The sequence below is a fragment of the Microbacterium thalli genome (assembly GCF_028737325.1).
GTDB classification, from domain to species: Bacteria; Actinomycetota; Actinomycetes; order Actinomycetales; family Microbacteriaceae; genus Microbacterium; species Microbacterium thalli.
Genome location: NZ_JAQZCH010000002.1, coordinates 1,202,957 through 1,217,902, shown reverse-complemented (window position 1 = coordinate 1,217,902; position 14,946 = coordinate 1,202,957). Strand labels below are relative to the sequence as shown.

Genomic DNA, 14,946 nt, shown 5'->3' with positions numbered 1-14,946 from the left:
CGGGATGTCTTCCGCGGTGGTCTCGGCTGCGGTCATGTACCCGCCGCTCCGCGGCTTTGCAGACGGAACACCCCGGACGGTGATCGACCAGCAGATCGTCGCCCGCTGCCCCGCTCACGCCCTAGGTTGCATGAGATGGTGGACGCCACCGGGGAGGACGTCGCGGCATCCTCGCTCGTCCGGGCGTCCGTGAGGAGAAGCACGTGAGCACACGCACCGTTCGGCTGGCAGGTGACGATACCGCGGTCGTCGCCGTGGCGCGGGCCGCCCGCGATGCAATCGCCGTGGATCGCAATCTGTCGAATCGACTCGTGCCCGCGGTCATGCGCCTCGCTCGGGATCGGCAGGCGTTCATCGCCGTCCCGCCTGACGCCGCGGAGAGCCGTCCCTCGCCGAAAGCGACGGGCTCCGCCAGCGGGGATTCCTCTCGTGAGGTGTGGCCGTGGATTCTCGGCGTCGGCCTGCTCGCCGTGAGCGCATCCGCATCGATGTTCCTCCCACCCGTGCGCGGGGTGGTGGTCGAGGTGGAGATTGCCCTGCCTATTGTCGTGGTCGCCACGTCGCTCGCTGTGGTGCTCCTTCCGGTCGCCGCGTTGCTCGCGCGACGAGCCAGAACATACCCCGCGTATGTCGGAATGGTGATATCGGCGATCGTGGCCACCATCCTGGCGGCGATGGCGGTCTATCGGATGATCGTCGGCACGGCGTCGCGCGGGGTGCCGTTCTCGGAAGAGCAGCTGCGTCTGTGGTTCATCGCCGCGGGTGTCATGCTCATCGAACTCGTCGTGCTGATCGTTGTGCTCCGGCGCCGTCACGCGGCCGGCGCGGTACGCACTCGCCCCCGTGCAATCGTGGCCGGTCGTCGCCGGACGGACATCGAGTTGCGTCGAGAGGCCGCACGACTGGCCTCGATGACCCCTCGCACCGCGGCGGACGCCGCCGCGGTCGAACGTCATTGGCTCGACGCGATCGCGGCCATCGCTCCGCCGCCGGAGACCCTCGAGCAAGCGCGCCGTCTGGGGCCCGTAGCCTGGTTCGTCTGGACGCACTTCGACGGCGACATCGACGTCGCGGCGTTGCGCGGTGGGTGACGGGGGCCGCGGCCGGGGACGAAGAGGGGAGACGGGGCCGGCGGCGCGGTACGCGGCCACGCGGCGCACGTGGGAGCCGATCGACTGGTGGCGTCTCGAGGCGCGTGCTTGGCAGGAGGCGCCCGCGGTGCGACGGGTTCTTGCTCGGTTCGCGCCGACGGCGGTCTTTCGCGAGCTCGCCGGCCGCTCCGGGCGGAACCCGGTGGTGACGGTGTTTCTGCTGGTCTGGAACCTCATCGGGCTCGGCGCTCCCGTCTTCGGTGCCGCGATGTTGCTCGGCTGGGTGTTCGGGCGAGCGGATGCAGCGGCTGTCGGTGCCGCGGGGATCGCCTTCGCGGCCGGCGCGGTCGTCGCCGGCGCCGGCCTCGTGACAAGCGGTCGTGATGCCGGTCGTGTCGACGCCGGGTCCGCGCACGCGATCGGATGGGTTCATGTGCTGGCTGCCGGAGCTGCGTTGGTCGTGTCGATACTTGCCGTGCTCCAGAGTCAGGCGACGGGTGCTTGGGGCTGGGGTTCATCGTGCTCGATCTTGTCGTGGGTGCGCTGTACTTCGTGGTCTTCCGGCGGAAGCCGACCGACGGTTCGAAGCGTTGGAGGCGAGCGGTGGATCAGCTGGCAGCCGCCGTGTCGGCGCTCGACGACGACACCCGCGCCCGCATCCTGGCCGACATCGGCGACGCTATCGATGAGCTCGAGACCGCCGGTCGCATCCCGGAGTCCGTGGCCGCCGAGGCCCGGCAGGCACCGCCCGGTATGCTCGGCGCCCGCTTCGCCCCGCGCGAAGCCTGACGCCTACCGGAGAGCGGTTGCCTGGCAGATTCCGAGATGGGGAGTTCCTCCCATCTCCTTTCCCGCGACTCGGAGTCATTCCGTAAATTTGCGAGCATCGTGGCGAATGGTGAGGTGCTGCAGTGAGCATGCGGAGAAGTCTGTTCGGTGCGACGGCGGCCGCGTTCGCGGTCACCGTTCTGACGGGATGTGGGGCGACGGTGGCAGAACCGACAGGTGAGGAACTGTTCGAGCGGGCGGAGAGCCTGTATCTGGATTTCCGGGAGACGACGAACGGAGTGCTTGCGGCGGTCCACGACGGGCCCTGGGAGGTGGGGACGTACGGGATGCTGCCGTCGGGAGTCGGGTGCGGCGACGGGTGGAAGTTCGATCTGACCCGGACGGTGAGCATCGATCCGGCGGAGATCCTGGGCAAACGGGAGGCGGTGTCTCAGCATCTGGTCGAGGCAGGTTTCGAGGTCGAGGGTATGGATCTCGCGTCCGGGACGGTGTCGTCGGGTGATGTGATCGTGCGCAAGCAGGGGGTGTACTCGCTGTTGACGGTGACGTTGATCGACAACGGCAACGTGGTGCTGACCGCGACCTCGCCCTGCCAGCCCGGCGACATCGAGGAATTGGATCGGATGATGTATGGCGACGATCCGATTCCGGATTGGCCGGTCCCAAAGCAGGAGGCGCCCTCCGACCCGATTTTCTTCGGCATCGCCGATGGTGAGCCGCGGCTGCCCTCTTCCCCGCCGCCCGCAGACTGAGCGGGCCTCCGAGGCCCGCGGCACCCGTCTGTGTTCGCCCCGGCCGTCGTTCTGACGGAGAGCGATTGCGTAGCAGATTCCGAGATGGGGAGTTCTCCCCATCGCCCTAGACCTCAGGGTTCAGTAAGTTCTTCAGTGTCGGCTCCGGAGGGGGGTCGGGAAGCGAATTCTTGGGAGGGCCGTCATGGCTGATTTCGGTGCGTCTTATGGCGAGATGGAGCAGGTTGCGAGCTCGCTGTCGCAGGCTCGTGATGACATTCAGGGGCAGCTGGACACCCTGAAGTCGCAGGTCGACACGCTGCTGGGTGATGACTTCAAGACGCAGCACGCGTCGGGCAAGTTCGGTGAGGGGTACTCCGAGCTGACGACGGGTCTGAAGAACGCCGTCGATGGCATCAACGACATGTCCGAGTCGCTGCTGGGCATGATGCGCGCGATCCAGGACCTCGACCAGCAGCTCGCCGGCAGCTGATTCACATTCGAGGCGTGGCGGATACGGCATCCGCCACGCCTCGATCATGATCAGGTCGAATCCGGAGGAGGGGAATCATGGGTAACGGGGTCAAGGTCAACTACAGCGAGCTGGAGCCGCTGACGGTCGCTCTGGACGACATCATCGAGGAGTTCAACCGCGCGGGCAGCCGCAGTGACGCGCTCCGCGACGGAGTGGCACGTCCATACGGGTTGAGCGACCTGTACGACGCTGCAGACAACTTCGAGGGTCGGTGGGACGACCGTCGTAATCGTCTGATGGGCAACTGCCAGAAGGTCCGCGATCACGCTCAAACCGTGATCGACGGTTTCCAGGAATTCGACAGCGAGGCGTCAGCCTCATTCGAAGAAGCGTCCTGAAGGGACCCGCCACATGAGCATGATGATGCCTTCGTCTCCGCGAGGACGCGAGATCGACTATCTCGACGGCAACCCCGGCGACGTTCTGGCGCGAGGATCGGAACTGACCTCGCTTGCTGAGGCCATGGCTACCTCCGCGGACTTGCTGGACCGCTTGGCCACTGATGGATCTGACATGGAGGGCGACGCGATCGACAAGCTTCGCGAGCTCTCGGAAGAGGTCTACTCGGAGCTGCGGCGCGCAGCTAATCTCTACCAGGCAGTCGGGCCTCATATCTCTGCCTACGGGTCGCAGCTTGAGTCATCGCAGCCGCGCATCCGCGACCTGGTCGACGAGCTCGAAGAACTGTGGGCCGCCTACACGCAGGCACAGCAGTCTGCGGATCAAGTCGCTGGATCTACTCCCTCGTACCCCCGAGGCGAGGACGCGGACGACCCTGTTCTTCGGCAACAGGCCGAGGACGCATACGAGAGCGATCGGGCCTCAGCGGCCGCCGCAGCGGCGAATGCGCGTGGCGATTGGGACGCTCGAGCAGCGGACTTCGACGCCGAGTACGACACGTGGTACGACGCCTTCTCGTCAGCGGCAGCCGGTATCCGCGAGGACACGAGTGACGCGATCGAGGACACGTGGGACGACAACGTCCGCGGGTTCCTTGAGACGGCATCGGCCGTGCTCGCCGTCGCCGGCATGGTTCTCGCGGTCCTCGCCATCGTCGTCGGTGGGCCGATCATCGCGCTCATCGGAACGATTGTCGCAGTGGCAGCTCTCGTCGTGACCATCGCCCAGATGACGTACGGCGATGCCGACGGGTGGGACCTGGCCTTCGCAATCATCGGAGTGATTCCCTTCGGGTCCATTCTCGGCAAGTTCTCCGGCGCAGCCGGGGAGAGCATGACCTTCGCTCAGGACGCAGCGCGCTGGAGCGGTCGCGGCGCAACGAACGCGGGCGAGTATTTCGCGGGACTGAACGCGTTCCACGGCATGTCGTTCGTCGAAGGCGCTGGCAACTTCGCCTCGCAGCTTCTGAGTGGCAAGACAATCGACGAATGGTCCCGTGTACCGGGCACCGCAATCGGCGCCGTCGACACGCTTGTGAGTACGGCGCATGCCCAGTACACCGTCGTGTCCGACGTCGTGGGATGGGCAAGCGGCTCACACGTCAGCACCATCAAAGACGCGACCGATTGGCACCGTCTATTCTCGTGAGTGCGCGTATCAACAGTGATGACGATGAGTACGACGGAGGCTGATGTGGTGGGGCTGCGGTCAGCGATTCTCGGCGAGGTCGAGAGCGGTCGACGGTTCAGGATGATGCTTCCCCCGGGATGGGAGACACATGACCTGAGCGAGAAAGCGCGGGATGCATTGCTCGAGCGCGCCGGCGCGCGTTTCGCCCGACATCACCGACCGGACTTGTTCGCGTCTCTCAGTGCGCAGGTCGAACGGGCCGTCGAGGAGATGCGCTCGCAGCAGGCGGTGGCATTGGCGTTCGCCGGCGACGAGTCGCCGACCTGGTCGCTCGGAACCGCCAGTCTGCTGGGTACGGTGCGTGTTGGTACGCCCGAGATGCCGCTCGACAGCATCGTGCGTCGCGCGATTGACCGGGGCGGGGTCGCGATCGACGAAGACTTCCGCATCGTCCGGTGGACGGAGCGACGTGCGGTCTCCATGGATGGCGTGGATCTCGACACGACGATGGTGAACTACCTGATCCCGGTGCCCGGCACGCAACGCGGCAAAGCCGTGCAATGGACCCTCACTATCCCGCATGAACAGGACCTTCCGGTGGATGACCCGCGGCTCGAGATGTGGGTGGAATTGATGGATGCTCACGTTGCCACATTCCAATGGGACGCCAAACAATGAACGTTCGATACCGCTACGACCGCGATCGAGTGATCCCCGTGGCGGTTAAAGGTGAGGACGACGAGGCGCGGCGTTCCTGGGCTTTGAACGCTGCCGCATCGTACGCCGAGCACATTCGCACCGAGGTGGACCTCGATGCGACGGCGGTCGCGCGGGTAGCGGACCTGGCCGCGGAGCTGGCTCGTGTCGCGGGGGGCTCGCGCGCAGCAGCGCTTCTGTTTCTGCCGGAACCGCAGATTGCCGCGCCGATGACGATCATGTTCTCGCCGGAGCAGCCGACGAAAGCGGACCAGGAGGATTTCCTCTGGCCTCGCTCCTCTCTGCTACGTCCCACTCACCGGAAGATCTCGACGGATGGTCTCGGCGCGGGCTCGACCGTGGCGATCGTTCACCGTGAGCACCATCGCGCCGTGGCCGAGCGCCGCTGGCTGTTCCTCGGTGAACACGGGTCCGTGGCGGTCGCCCTGGGACCGATGGCGGTTCCGTTCCTGGCTCTCGTCGAGCCGGTGAGCGATCTGATCATCGACTCGCTGTCCATCGACGGGTACGTCGCGGACCCGAGCGGCCGCGCCGCGACCGAGATCGCCGACGCCTTCCAACAAGACGAGGAAAGATGGGCGGTATGACGGCACGTCCTCTCGAACCTCTGATCGATGAAGCGACCACGTGGGACGCGGTGCTTTGGTGGCGCTTGGAATTGCGGTCTTTGGATGACGCCCCCTTCACGCAGCGCACCGTTGCGGTGCTGGGTCCGAAGGGTGCGTGGGAGAAGGAGTACGGGCGGCCGTCTGTGGGCGGGTGTCTGCAGACCCTGCTCTACGTTCTTTCTCTGGCCGCTCCGACGGCGGGCGCGGGGTGGATGCTGCTGTGGGCGCTCGGGGGCGGGGGCGGGGAGGCGCCTGTTGATGTCGCCGGTGTCGCGTCGCTGTTGAGCGTCGTGATCACTGTCGTTTCGGAGTTTGTGTACCGGAATCGTCCGCGGGCGACCGCGATGGCCGCGGTTCGGAAGGTCTACTTGGCTCACATCGTGCCGGGTCTCATCACGATCGGCATCGCCGTTTCGGGGTCGCTTGCCGACCCGGAGGTGGGCGGGTCGTTGTGGTGGTTGATCCCGGTTGTCGCCGATGTTCTCGTGCACGTCGCGCTGTGGGTGAGGCGTGTCACGGTCAAGACCGGCCCGCGCAACCCGATCGAGAACGTGGAGCAGTCCGTCCGAGAGCTGACGCCGGCGGTGCGAGAGCGAGTGCTCGCGAGCAGGAACGCCGCCGTGGATCGTCTACTGGGGCAGGGCAAGATCGACGCAGAAACGGCGTCGCGTGCCAAGCTCAGCGCTCTCGGGATGATGTCGTTGACGGTCGCCGGAGAGGCGCGTTCGTCGTACTACCCGGAAGCGCACGAAGGTATAGATCCTCGCTGATGCAGAACCGCACCGATCGAACACGATGGGTCGCATGAGCGATCGGACGGTGCGCGCGCTGCTGGATGAGTCCGGCGAGTGGGACGCGGTGAAGTGGTGGCGGCTCGAGCAGAGGGCGTTCGCCCGGGAGCCCTTCGTGCATGCTTCGATCGCGACCCTGGGGCCGCAGGAGGCACGGCGCCCGGAGACGCGGGTCACTCTCGGCAGCTTCCTGAAGAGCCTCGCCATCCTGCTCAGCATCGCGCTGCCGACACTCGCCGCCGGGATGATGATCCAGTGGGCCACCCGGGGGCAGAGCCCGTGGGACATGCCGCTCGGCTACGCCGGGCCGATACTCGCCTTCGCCTTCGTCGTCAGTCTCTTCGGAGCGTTCGAGTCTCTGCGGCGCCGCCGCGCGAGCGCCTGGGGTTCGCTCATCGTCATTGCCATTGTCAACATCGTTCCCGCCGCGATCGTCCTCATCATCGGTCTCACGGCTGCCGCCCCCTACCTGGAGGGCACCGGATACTGGCTGGCCGTGGCCGCGGCTCACATAGCCCTGCATGTGTTCCTGCTCGCGCGCGGTCCGATTCCGCGGGGTGGCCCGCGCAACGAGGTCGAGAACGTGGATCAGGCCCTGACGGAAGTCCCCGAGACTCGCCGTGAGGAAGCGCGGGCGGAGCGGGATGCGGCGATCCGGGAGCTGGTCGCGCGCGGTTCGATCTCGCCCGATGAAGCGGAGCGCGCCTCGGCGGCTCCGCTCGGAAAGCTCGGGATGACGATGGCGCCGGAGGCCATGTCGCCTCGGGCGAAGGCCGCGCTCGCGGGCGTCGGCCACCTCAGCTGAGGCGGCCGACCGTCAGGATGGTCGATGTGGGTGATCGGTCCGTGCGAGCTCTCCTCGACGAGTAGGGCGACTGGGACGGCGTGAAGTGGTGGCGACTGGAGCTGCGCACGCTGGTAGACGCCGCGCCCGCTCAGGCGAAGGTCGCACTGGTGGGTCCGCGCGAGGCTTGGCGCGCAGAGGTGCCCAAGTTCGCGGCGGGGAGTTGCTTGCAGAGTCTCGCCTTCATGCTCGCGCTGGCGCTGCCGACGCTGTCGGCGGCGACGATGGTTCAATGGCTGGTGATTCAGGGCGCTAGCCGCTGGGACATGCCATTGATGTATGCCGGCCCACTGACAGCGTTTGCGCTGCTGGTGAACGCACACGGCGAGGTGCAGGAGCTCAGGACTCCGCGGTACCCCGGTGCGACCATCACGTGGACCCTCGCGCTGTGGAACATCATCCCGGGCGTGCTGGTCTTGGGTATCGGTCTGACTGCTGCGCGGCCGTTCTGGGATGGGAGCGAGGTGTGGCTGTGGGCGGTCGCCGCGAATGTCGCTCTCGCGGTGTGGACGGTGATTCGCTTGTCGTGAGCAAGAGCGGGCCGCAGGACGACCTCCAGAATGTCGACCAGGCGGTCAGCGAGATGCGCCCCGATGCCCGCGCGACGGCGTTGCAGGAACGGGATGCCGCGATTCGCGAGCTCCTCGCTCAGGGCCGCATCACGCCCGAGGCCGGCGAGATGGCGCTCGCGGCCCCGTTGGGCCATCTCGGGCGCACGGTTGCGCCCGAGATGATGTCTCCCTTCGGTCAGCGCGCCGTGTCACAGGCCGGGTCGGGGCGAGCCTGACGCGTCGGGCTCGTAGCATCCTGTCCATGGCGTTCGCTTTCATTCGGGCCGCGTCCCGCCCGCTTCTCACCGCAGGCGAGGCGGGGGAGCCAGCGGCATCTGTTCCGCCCGCTGAGGCCGATCGTGCCGCGGCCGCGTTGCGCGCCGACTACGAGCGGTGGTCGCGCTGGGCACTCGGTGTCGTCGGTTTCGTCGCCGCCGCGGGGGCAGGCTTCGTCGCCGCGGGAATGGTCGCGGCGATGGCCGCCGCCGGATGGGTAGGCACCGTCGATGTGATTGCGACCCTGATCGCCATCGTGATCGCACTGGCGGGTTCGACGTTGCTTGTCGCCCTGTGGCGGACCGGTCGCGCGCTCACGCGCGCCGCCTCGTTCTGGCTCCGCGCCCCCTACGCCAACGGCCGGCGCAGCCCGCGTGCCGCCGGCTGGGTACAGGCGCGCACCGTCAACCTCGAACCGCGCATTCTCGTCCGCCTGATCACGGCATCCCTCGCCCTGCTGGTCGCCGTGGGCGGACTCGCGCTGTTCATGCGCGATCTCGATGCCGGCGTCACCATCTTCACGGCGCCATCCCTGGTCGTCGGTGTGTGCGGCGCCCTCAGCGGTATCGGTCAGATCGGCGGCGTTCTGCGCATCGTCAGTGGTCTGAGCGCGGGGGACCCGCTGAGGTCGAGGCTGACGCGCTCAGCACGCGCTCGGTGACGCGGCTACCCCCGTGCTGCGTACGCTGAGCCCGTGATTCTGCTCGGCGGTATCGCCGAACCGCGTGCACGCGATCGTCACGCGTGCCTCTGCGATCGGCGCTGTGCTTCTGCTGGAGCAAGGCAAGATCGACGCCGAGACGGCGTCGCGCGCCAAGCTCAGCGCCCTCGGGATGATGTCGTCAACGGTCGCCGGAGGAGCGCGTTCGTCGTACCGCCTCGAAGCGCACGAAAGTATCGCTCCCCGCTGAGCTCGTCGACGTTGGTCTGAGCTGTTGTGAAGTGGGGAGTTCTCCCCATCGACCTCGGGTGGTGCTGGTCGATAGGTTCTGTGTGTCGGCTCCGGAAGGGAGTCGGAACACCAACTTTCAGGAGGGCCGTCATGGCTGATTTCGGTGCGTCTTATGGCGAGATGGAGCAGGTTGCGAGCTCGCTGTCGCAGGCTCGTGATGACATTCAGGGGCAGCTGGACACCCTGAAGTCGCAGGTCGACACGCTGCTGGGTGATGACTTCAAGACGCAGCATGCGTCGGGCAAGTTCGGTGAGGGGTACTCGGAGCTGACGACGGGTCTGAAGAACGCGGTCGATGGCATCAACGACATGTCCGAGTCGCTTTTGGGCATGATGCGCGCGATCCAGGACCTCGACCAGCAGCTCGCTGGCAGCTGATCGCACTGGAGACATTCCCGGGGACTGTGGCGCCGGCGGTGAGGATGAAGCTGCATCCTTCTCTGCCGGCCCATCCCCGGGGAGAAGCCGCGCCCCCCCCGGGACGGTTCCTCCTCGACGCCGAGCGGCACGCGTGGCGCAGCGGGCGAGGCGATCTCCGGGTCAGGTGGTCGGGCGGCCGTAGGTCTCGAGGAAGCGCAGCCAGATCTCGCTGAGCGTCGGGTAGGACGGCACCGCGTGCCACAGCCGGGCGAGCGGAACCTCACCGACGACCGCGATCGTGGCGGCGTGCAGGAGCTCGCCGACATCCGCCCCGACAAAGGTCGCCCCGATGAGGATGCCGCGATCCTCGTCGACGATCGCGCGCGCCTGACCGGTGTACGCGTCCGAACGCGTGGACGCTCCGGCGACCGCCGAGAGGTCGTAATCGAGGACCCGGATGCTGCGCCCCGCAGCGCGTGCCGACGCCTCGGTCTCGCCGATCGACGCGACCTCGGGATCCGTGAAGGTCACCTGCGGCACGGCGGCGTGGTCGGCGGTCGCGACGTGCGCGCCCCAGGGAGCATCGTCGACGGTGCCGCCGGTTGCGCGTGCGACGATGACGTCGCCCGCAGCCCGCGCTTGGTACTTGCCCTGGTGGGTCAGGAGTGCGCGGTGATTGACATCGCCGACCGCATACAGCCAGTCGGAACCGCGCACGAGCATGGTGTCGTCGACGTCCAACCAGGAGCCGGGCTCGAGGCCGACGGCATCCAGTCCGAGATCCTCCGTGCGGGGCACGCGGCCGGTCGCGACGAGCACCTCGTCGGCGCGGACGTGCGTGCCGTTCGACAGCTCGAGCTCGACCTGGCCGTCATCGACCCGTCGCGCCGAGACAAGGTCGGTGTGCAGCAGCACCCGCGCGCCGTGGTCGGTGAGCGATTGCCCGACGAGGTCGCCGGCGAAGGGCTCCATCGGTCCGAGCAGCCGGCTGCGCGCGATGAGCGTCACGTCGCTGCCGAGATCGACGAACGCCGTGGCCATCTCGGCCGCGACGACACCGCCGCCGACGATCGCGAGCGAGCCCGGGACTTCTTGCACAGCGGTGGCCTCGCGACTCGTCCACGGCGACACGTCCGCCAGGCCGGGAACGCCGGGCAACAGGGCCGCCGAGCCGGTGCACACCGCGACGGCGTGACGCGCGATGAGCGTGGTGACCACGCCATCGGCATCCGTGACGCTCACGCGCTTCTCACCGGCGAGGCGTCCGTGTCCGCGCACGAGGTCGACTCCGGCGCCCTGCAGCCACTCCACCTGTGACGCGTCGTTCCAGTCCGACGTCAGCGTGTCGCGGCGGCGCAGCACACCCGCGACGTCGATGTCGCCGGTGACGGCTTGCTTCGCGCCGTCGACGGCCTTCGCCGCCCGGATCGCCGCACCCGCCCGCAACAGCCCCTTCGACGGCATGCATGCCCAATACGAGCACTCGCCGCCGACCAGCTCGCTCTCGACGATCGCGACGCTCAGGCCGCCCTGCACAGCTCGGTCGGCGACGTTCTCTCCGACGGGACCGGCTCCGATGACGACGAGGTCGTAGGTGCGTTCGCTCATGCCGCGACGCTAACCCGGCGAGGGGCGCGGACGCCAGCGCTTGCGCGGCAGGGGAGGGGAGATCTCCCCATCGACGCGGCGGTGGCGCCCTCGATAGCGTGTCACCGTCGGCCGGAGCGAGTCGGCTTTCGAGAGAGGGCGTCATGTCGGATGTCGAGATCTACTACCACGCGCTCACGAGCGCGGCGGATGCCATTCAGACGCGCGTGTCGAGCGCGGTGATGGACAACGCCGACATCCAGGGCGACGACACCGGTGTCGAGAACCCCGCGCACCGCGTGGCGCTGCGCCTCGAGATCAACCGGCGTCTGACCGGCCTGCATCAGGCCGTGCTGGACCGCACGGGCGCGGCATCCGGGGTCGGAGCGTCCCTGTCGGAGATCGCGGCGCGCTACTCGGATCTCGATGTCGAGCTGACGGGCAGGAACCAGCCGTGAGCCTCACCTCGCCCAACCGGGGCTATCCGCTCGAGCGCCTCGAAGGCAGCGCCGGGTCGATGAGCTGGTGGAGCGGCGCTTTCAGCCGCGTGGCCGGCTCGCTCGGCGACCTTCGCACCACGGTCCAGTCCGCGACCGACCTCGACGGTGTCGGCGCCGCGATCACCGCGGCCCGTGCCGACGCGCAAGAGGTCGCCAACGGGCTCGCTGCGGAGATCGCCGAGGCCGAGCTGCTCGCCGGGGTGCTGCAGCGCTATGCCGACGCGTTCTCGTCGTCCGCGGAGGCGGCGAACCGGCTCATCGACGACATCGAGTCCGCCCATGCGGCGTGGAGCTCAGCGGCCGCGGACGCAGAGGAAGCTGCGCTGAGCGCGCTGTCGACCTCTCGCTCGGGTGAGCCGGCCGACGTCCGCCGCGCGAACGACGCGGCGCAGGATGCCGTAGCCACACGGGATGCCGCCGCCGGCGACCTCGCGGATCTGTGGGAGCAGTTCGAGAACCACTACTCCGCCTGGGACACCGCCTACGACGCCGCGCTCGCCGAGCTCGCCGGCGGAGCGGGGCCGGCGCTGACATCGGAGGCGCGGAGTCTGCTCGATCAGCTGCTCGCGGCGGATACCCCGCAGGCGGTGCTGGAGCTGTGGCTCGCGCATCCCGAACTGCACGACGAGATCGCCCGCGCGCACCCGGACATCATCGGCAACCTCGACGGCATCCCGTACGACGTGCGCGCGCGGGTCAACCGGGAACGCCTCGAAGCGCTGCGCGCCACGAACCCGGGCGGCGCGCTCGGCGACGACGTCGCGGCGCTCTGGGAGGAGCTGACGGACGGTCCTCCCTTCCCGCTCCTGATCTCGTTTGACCCCGGCGGTTCGGCGCAGACCACCGCAGCGCTGGCGTACGGCGATCTCGCTTCTGCAACGGACATCAACGTGCTCGTTCCCGGTATGAATTCATCCGTCGCGGGCATCGGCGAATGGGGAGACTCGGCTCGCGCGCTCAACAACGCTGGACCGGGCCTGGCGACGATCGCATGGTTCGGCTACGACTCTCCCAACGAGCTCGAAGAGCCCGGGATGGACAGGGCGCGCCACGGCGCGGCAGCGCTCCGCTCGTTCCTGCTCGGCATCGACGCGGTGCACCCTACCGCGGAGAAAGCCGTCATCGCGCACTCCTACGGCAGCACGACCGCTGCCCTCGCGATCGGGTCCCGCCCGGACGCGCTCGGCGTCGACCAGTTCATCGCGGTGGGCTCGGCTGGCTTCCCGAGCGATCCGCAGGTGCTGTCAAACCTCCAGAACGCCGACGACCTGCGCATGTACGCGACGCTGTCGGAGAACGACGCATGGGCCCGCATCGGCCGTGACACGAGCTGGGGAGGCGCGCACGGCACCGTGCCCGAGACGCTCCCGGGGGTGACCGAGTTCGGCAGCGACGGCGGTTACGCGGGCGGCGAGCAGCTTGCGCCCACGCCCGGACACGGCGCTCACGAGGGCGGCAACGGGCCGCTTCCATCGGGGGACGGGGAAGGGTACCTCGTGCAAGGATCGGAATCGTTCTACAACATCCAGCAGATCATCCTGACCGGCGAGCCCGGGACCGAAATGGACGGCGACGGCAGTGAGCGCGGCTTCTGGGACCTGCCCGATTGGCTGGAATGGCTTCCCGTTGACCCCTACCGGACGTGACTGATGAGATCGACCTCGCGGATGACAATGACGGCCTTCGCCGTCGGATTGGTGTTGATGATGAGTTCGTGTGCGGCGACGCCGGGTGACGAACAGCCGGCCGCGGATCAGTACACCGAGGCGCGGGAGCAGTTCGCGGCAATGGCCGACGAGTTGCATACGGTGATCATGGCGATCGAGCCGACCGACTGGCGGGTCGACCAGGGACAGTACGGAGCCCGCCCGAGCGGATGTCAGCTGGGCGTCAGCGCGGACACGGGGTATTCGTTCACGGCAGTGCGCGCAATCGAGCTGCCGGGACGGGATGCCGGGGAGATCGCGGCTGCGGCATCCGAGGGTTTCACCGAGCTCGGAATAGACGCGGAGACCGTGCAGCGGGGCTCCGGGGAGGCAAGGGAGGTTACCGTCGTGGGTGAGAGCGAGGCTGCCCGCACCGTGGTGGTCATCCGTCCCGTCGATGGCCGTGTGCTCGTCTCCAGCGAGACCGCCTGCACGGCCGGGTCGAGTTCAGACATCCTCACCGCGATGTTCGGTGAGGAGCTGTACCCGGATGATGTCTGGCGACGGCTCCCCGCGACGGAAGGCCCGTCGTCCGTGCCGCAGTTCTACTTCCCGCCCGACGGCCCTGTCTACTACAACGAAGACGGGACGCCGGTCCAGCCCCAGCCGCTCGTGACGGACGCGCCGGTCCCGCCTCGGTGAGTCCCGACCCGCGCGCAGATGATTCGGAGGACGAGCACCGGCCGTCTCGGCTTCGCCGCCGGCGCGCTCCTGATGATCCCGCTGCTGCTGGTGAGCGGATGCGGAGACCCGGGCAGGCTCGGTGACGGCGAGACGTACGCGCAGGCGCGGGAGCGCTTCTCCGCATTTGCGGCCGGTGTGCACTCGGTGATCATGGCCATCGAGCCGACCGAGTGGAGCGTCGTCGACGGGGCCTACGGCGCGCACCCGACCGGATGCCAGCTGGGGCTCAGCGAGGAAGGCGGGTACCGTCTCGTCGCCGTCCGCGGTCTCGAGCTGCCCGGTCGCGATCCGCTGGATGTCGCCGCCGCGGCGTCGGAGGCGCTCGCCTCGCTCGGTATCGAGAGCGACACGACGGAGCGGGGTCAGGCGGACGCGCGCGAGGTGACCGTCGTCGCCGAGGGCGGCGTCGCCGAACGCACCGTCGTGACCATCCGTCCCGCGACGGGGCAGGTGCGCGTCTCGTCCGAGACGGAGTGCGCGCCCGGCTCGGCCCACGACCTCGCCACCGAGGTGTTCGCCGAGGAGCGGCTGCCCGCGGACATCTGGCGCCGGCTCCCCGCCACCGAGGGGCCGTCGTCGGTGCCGCAGTTCTTCTTCCCGCCCGACGGCCCGGTCTACTACGACGAGACCGGCGTTCCCGTTCAGCCACAGCCGCTCGTGACCGACCCTCCGATGCCGGCCGGCTGATCGCGGC

At 68.3% G+C, this 14,946-nt stretch carries 20 protein-coding genes; 19 read left to right on the top strand and 1 reads right to left on the bottom strand.

Annotated elements, in window-relative coordinates:
* Window positions 1–203 precede the first annotated feature (203 nt).
* The 15 genes from PUW82_RS13905 to PUW82_RS13835 all read left to right on the top strand — a co-directional run bounded on the left by PUW82_RS13905 (window position 204) and on the right by PUW82_RS13835 (window position 9,793).
* The gene (locus PUW82_RS13905) at window positions 204–1,091 is read left to right on the top strand and encodes a hypothetical protein (protein ID WP_274222866.1); all 888 of its coding nucleotides are present in this window, start codon (window positions 204–206) and stop codon (window positions 1,089–1,091) included.
* Window positions 1,092–1,610: 519 nt separating this feature from the next.
* The gene (locus tag PUW82_RS13900; RefSeq protein WP_274222865.1) at window positions 1,611–1,880 is read left to right on the top strand and encodes a hypothetical protein; all 270 of its coding nucleotides are present in this window, start codon (window positions 1,611–1,613) and stop codon (window positions 1,878–1,880) included.
* A gap of 122 nt (window positions 1,881–2,002) precedes the next feature.
* Window positions 2,003–2,632, top strand: a complete 630-nt coding sequence (locus tag PUW82_RS13895) for a hypothetical protein (RefSeq protein ID WP_274222864.1) — start codon at window positions 2,003–2,005, stop codon at window positions 2,630–2,632.
* Between the two features lie 184 nt (window positions 2,633–2,816).
* The gene (locus tag PUW82_RS13890) at window positions 2,817–3,104 is read left to right on the top strand and encodes a WXG100 family type VII secretion target (protein WP_023953920.1); all 288 of its coding nucleotides are present in this window, start codon (window positions 2,817–2,819) and stop codon (window positions 3,102–3,104) included.
* Window positions 3,105–3,181: 77 nt separating this feature from the next.
* Window positions 3,182–3,484, top strand: coding sequence for a hypothetical protein (locus PUW82_RS13885; RefSeq protein ID WP_274222863.1), 303 nt, complete (start codon window positions 3,182–3,184; stop codon window positions 3,482–3,484).
* Between the two features lie 13 nt (window positions 3,485–3,497).
* Window positions 3,498–4,694, top strand: coding sequence for an AAA family ATPase (locus PUW82_RS13880; protein WP_274222862.1), 1,197 nt, complete (start codon window positions 3,498–3,500; stop codon window positions 4,692–4,694).
* 24 nt (window positions 4,695–4,718) lie between these two features.
* On the top strand, window positions 4,719–5,354 hold the full coding sequence (locus PUW82_RS13875; RefSeq protein ID WP_274222861.1) for a hypothetical protein: 636 nt from the start codon (window positions 4,719–4,721) through the stop codon (window positions 5,352–5,354).
* The gene (locus PUW82_RS13870) at window positions 5,336–5,980 is read left to right on the top strand and encodes a hypothetical protein (protein WP_274222860.1); all 645 of its coding nucleotides are present in this window, start codon (window positions 5,336–5,338) and stop codon (window positions 5,978–5,980) included. Before PUW82_RS13875 ends, PUW82_RS13870 begins: the two co-directional genes overlap by 19 nt.
* A 233-nt stretch (window positions 5,981–6,213) precedes the next feature.
* Window positions 6,214–6,771, top strand: coding sequence for a hypothetical protein (locus tag PUW82_RS13865; protein ID WP_274222859.1), 558 nt, complete (start codon window positions 6,214–6,216; stop codon window positions 6,769–6,771).
* A 34-nt stretch (window positions 6,772–6,805) separates the two neighbouring features.
* Complete coding sequence (locus tag PUW82_RS13860) at window positions 6,806–7,597, top strand: hypothetical protein (RefSeq protein WP_274222858.1); 792 nt, start codon at window positions 6,806–6,808, stop codon at window positions 7,595–7,597.
* Window positions 7,598–7,677: 80 nt separating this feature from the next.
* Window positions 7,678–8,166 carry a hypothetical protein gene (locus PUW82_RS13855; protein ID WP_274222857.1) on the top strand — a complete coding sequence of 163 codons (489 nt, stop codon included), beginning with the start codon at window positions 7,678–7,680 and terminating at the stop codon, window positions 8,164–8,166.
* A complete protein-coding gene (locus PUW82_RS13850) occupies window positions 8,163–8,423 on the top strand; it encodes a hypothetical protein (protein WP_274222856.1) in 261 nt (86 codons plus the stop codon). The genes PUW82_RS13855 and PUW82_RS13850 overlap by 4 nt, the downstream gene beginning before the upstream one ends.
* A 26-nt stretch (window positions 8,424–8,449) precedes the next feature.
* On the top strand, window positions 8,450–9,124 hold the full coding sequence (locus PUW82_RS13845; protein ID WP_274222855.1) for a hypothetical protein: 675 nt from the start codon (window positions 8,450–8,452) through the stop codon (window positions 9,122–9,124).
* A gap of 64 nt (window positions 9,125–9,188) precedes the next feature.
* Window positions 9,189–9,374, top strand: coding sequence for a hypothetical protein (locus PUW82_RS13840; RefSeq protein ID WP_274222854.1), 186 nt, complete (start codon window positions 9,189–9,191; stop codon window positions 9,372–9,374).
* A 131-nt stretch (window positions 9,375–9,505) separates the two neighbouring features.
* Window positions 9,506–9,793: a WXG100 family type VII secretion target gene (locus tag PUW82_RS13835; RefSeq protein ID WP_023953920.1), complete on the top strand. Its 288-nt coding sequence runs from the start codon at window positions 9,506–9,508 to the stop codon at window positions 9,791–9,793.
* Window positions 9,794–9,955: 162 nt separating this feature from the next.
* On the opposite strand, the gene PUW82_RS13830 is transcribed toward PUW82_RS13835, so the two are convergent.
* On the bottom strand, window positions 9,956–11,383 hold the full coding sequence (locus tag PUW82_RS13830; protein WP_274222853.1) for a dihydrolipoyl dehydrogenase family protein: 1,428 nt from the start codon (window positions 11,381–11,383) through the stop codon (window positions 9,956–9,958).
* A gap of 143 nt (window positions 11,384–11,526) precedes the next feature.
* On the opposite strand from PUW82_RS13830, the gene PUW82_RS13825 reads away from it, so the two are divergent.
* From PUW82_RS13825 to PUW82_RS13810, 4 genes are read left to right on the top strand one after another with little or no spacing between them, the layout of a single operon-like run.
* Window positions 11,527–11,820: a hypothetical protein gene (locus PUW82_RS13825; protein ID WP_274222852.1), complete on the top strand. Its 294-nt coding sequence runs from the start codon at window positions 11,527–11,529 to the stop codon at window positions 11,818–11,820.
* Window positions 11,817–13,508 carry an alpha/beta hydrolase gene (locus tag PUW82_RS13820; RefSeq protein WP_274222851.1) on the top strand — a complete coding sequence of 564 codons (1,692 nt, stop codon included), beginning with the start codon at window positions 11,817–11,819 and terminating at the stop codon, window positions 13,506–13,508. Before PUW82_RS13825 ends, PUW82_RS13820 begins: the two co-directional genes overlap by 4 nt.
* 60 nt (window positions 13,509–13,568) lie before the next feature.
* Window positions 13,569–14,210 carry a hypothetical protein gene (locus PUW82_RS13815; RefSeq protein WP_274222850.1) on the top strand — a complete coding sequence of 214 codons (642 nt, stop codon included), beginning with the start codon at window positions 13,569–13,571 and terminating at the stop codon, window positions 14,208–14,210.
* An 18-nt stretch (window positions 14,211–14,228) separates the two neighbouring features.
* Complete coding sequence (locus PUW82_RS13810; RefSeq protein ID WP_274222849.1) at window positions 14,229–14,939, top strand: hypothetical protein; 711 nt, start codon at window positions 14,229–14,231, stop codon at window positions 14,937–14,939.
* Window positions 14,940–14,946 lie beyond the last annotated feature (7 nt).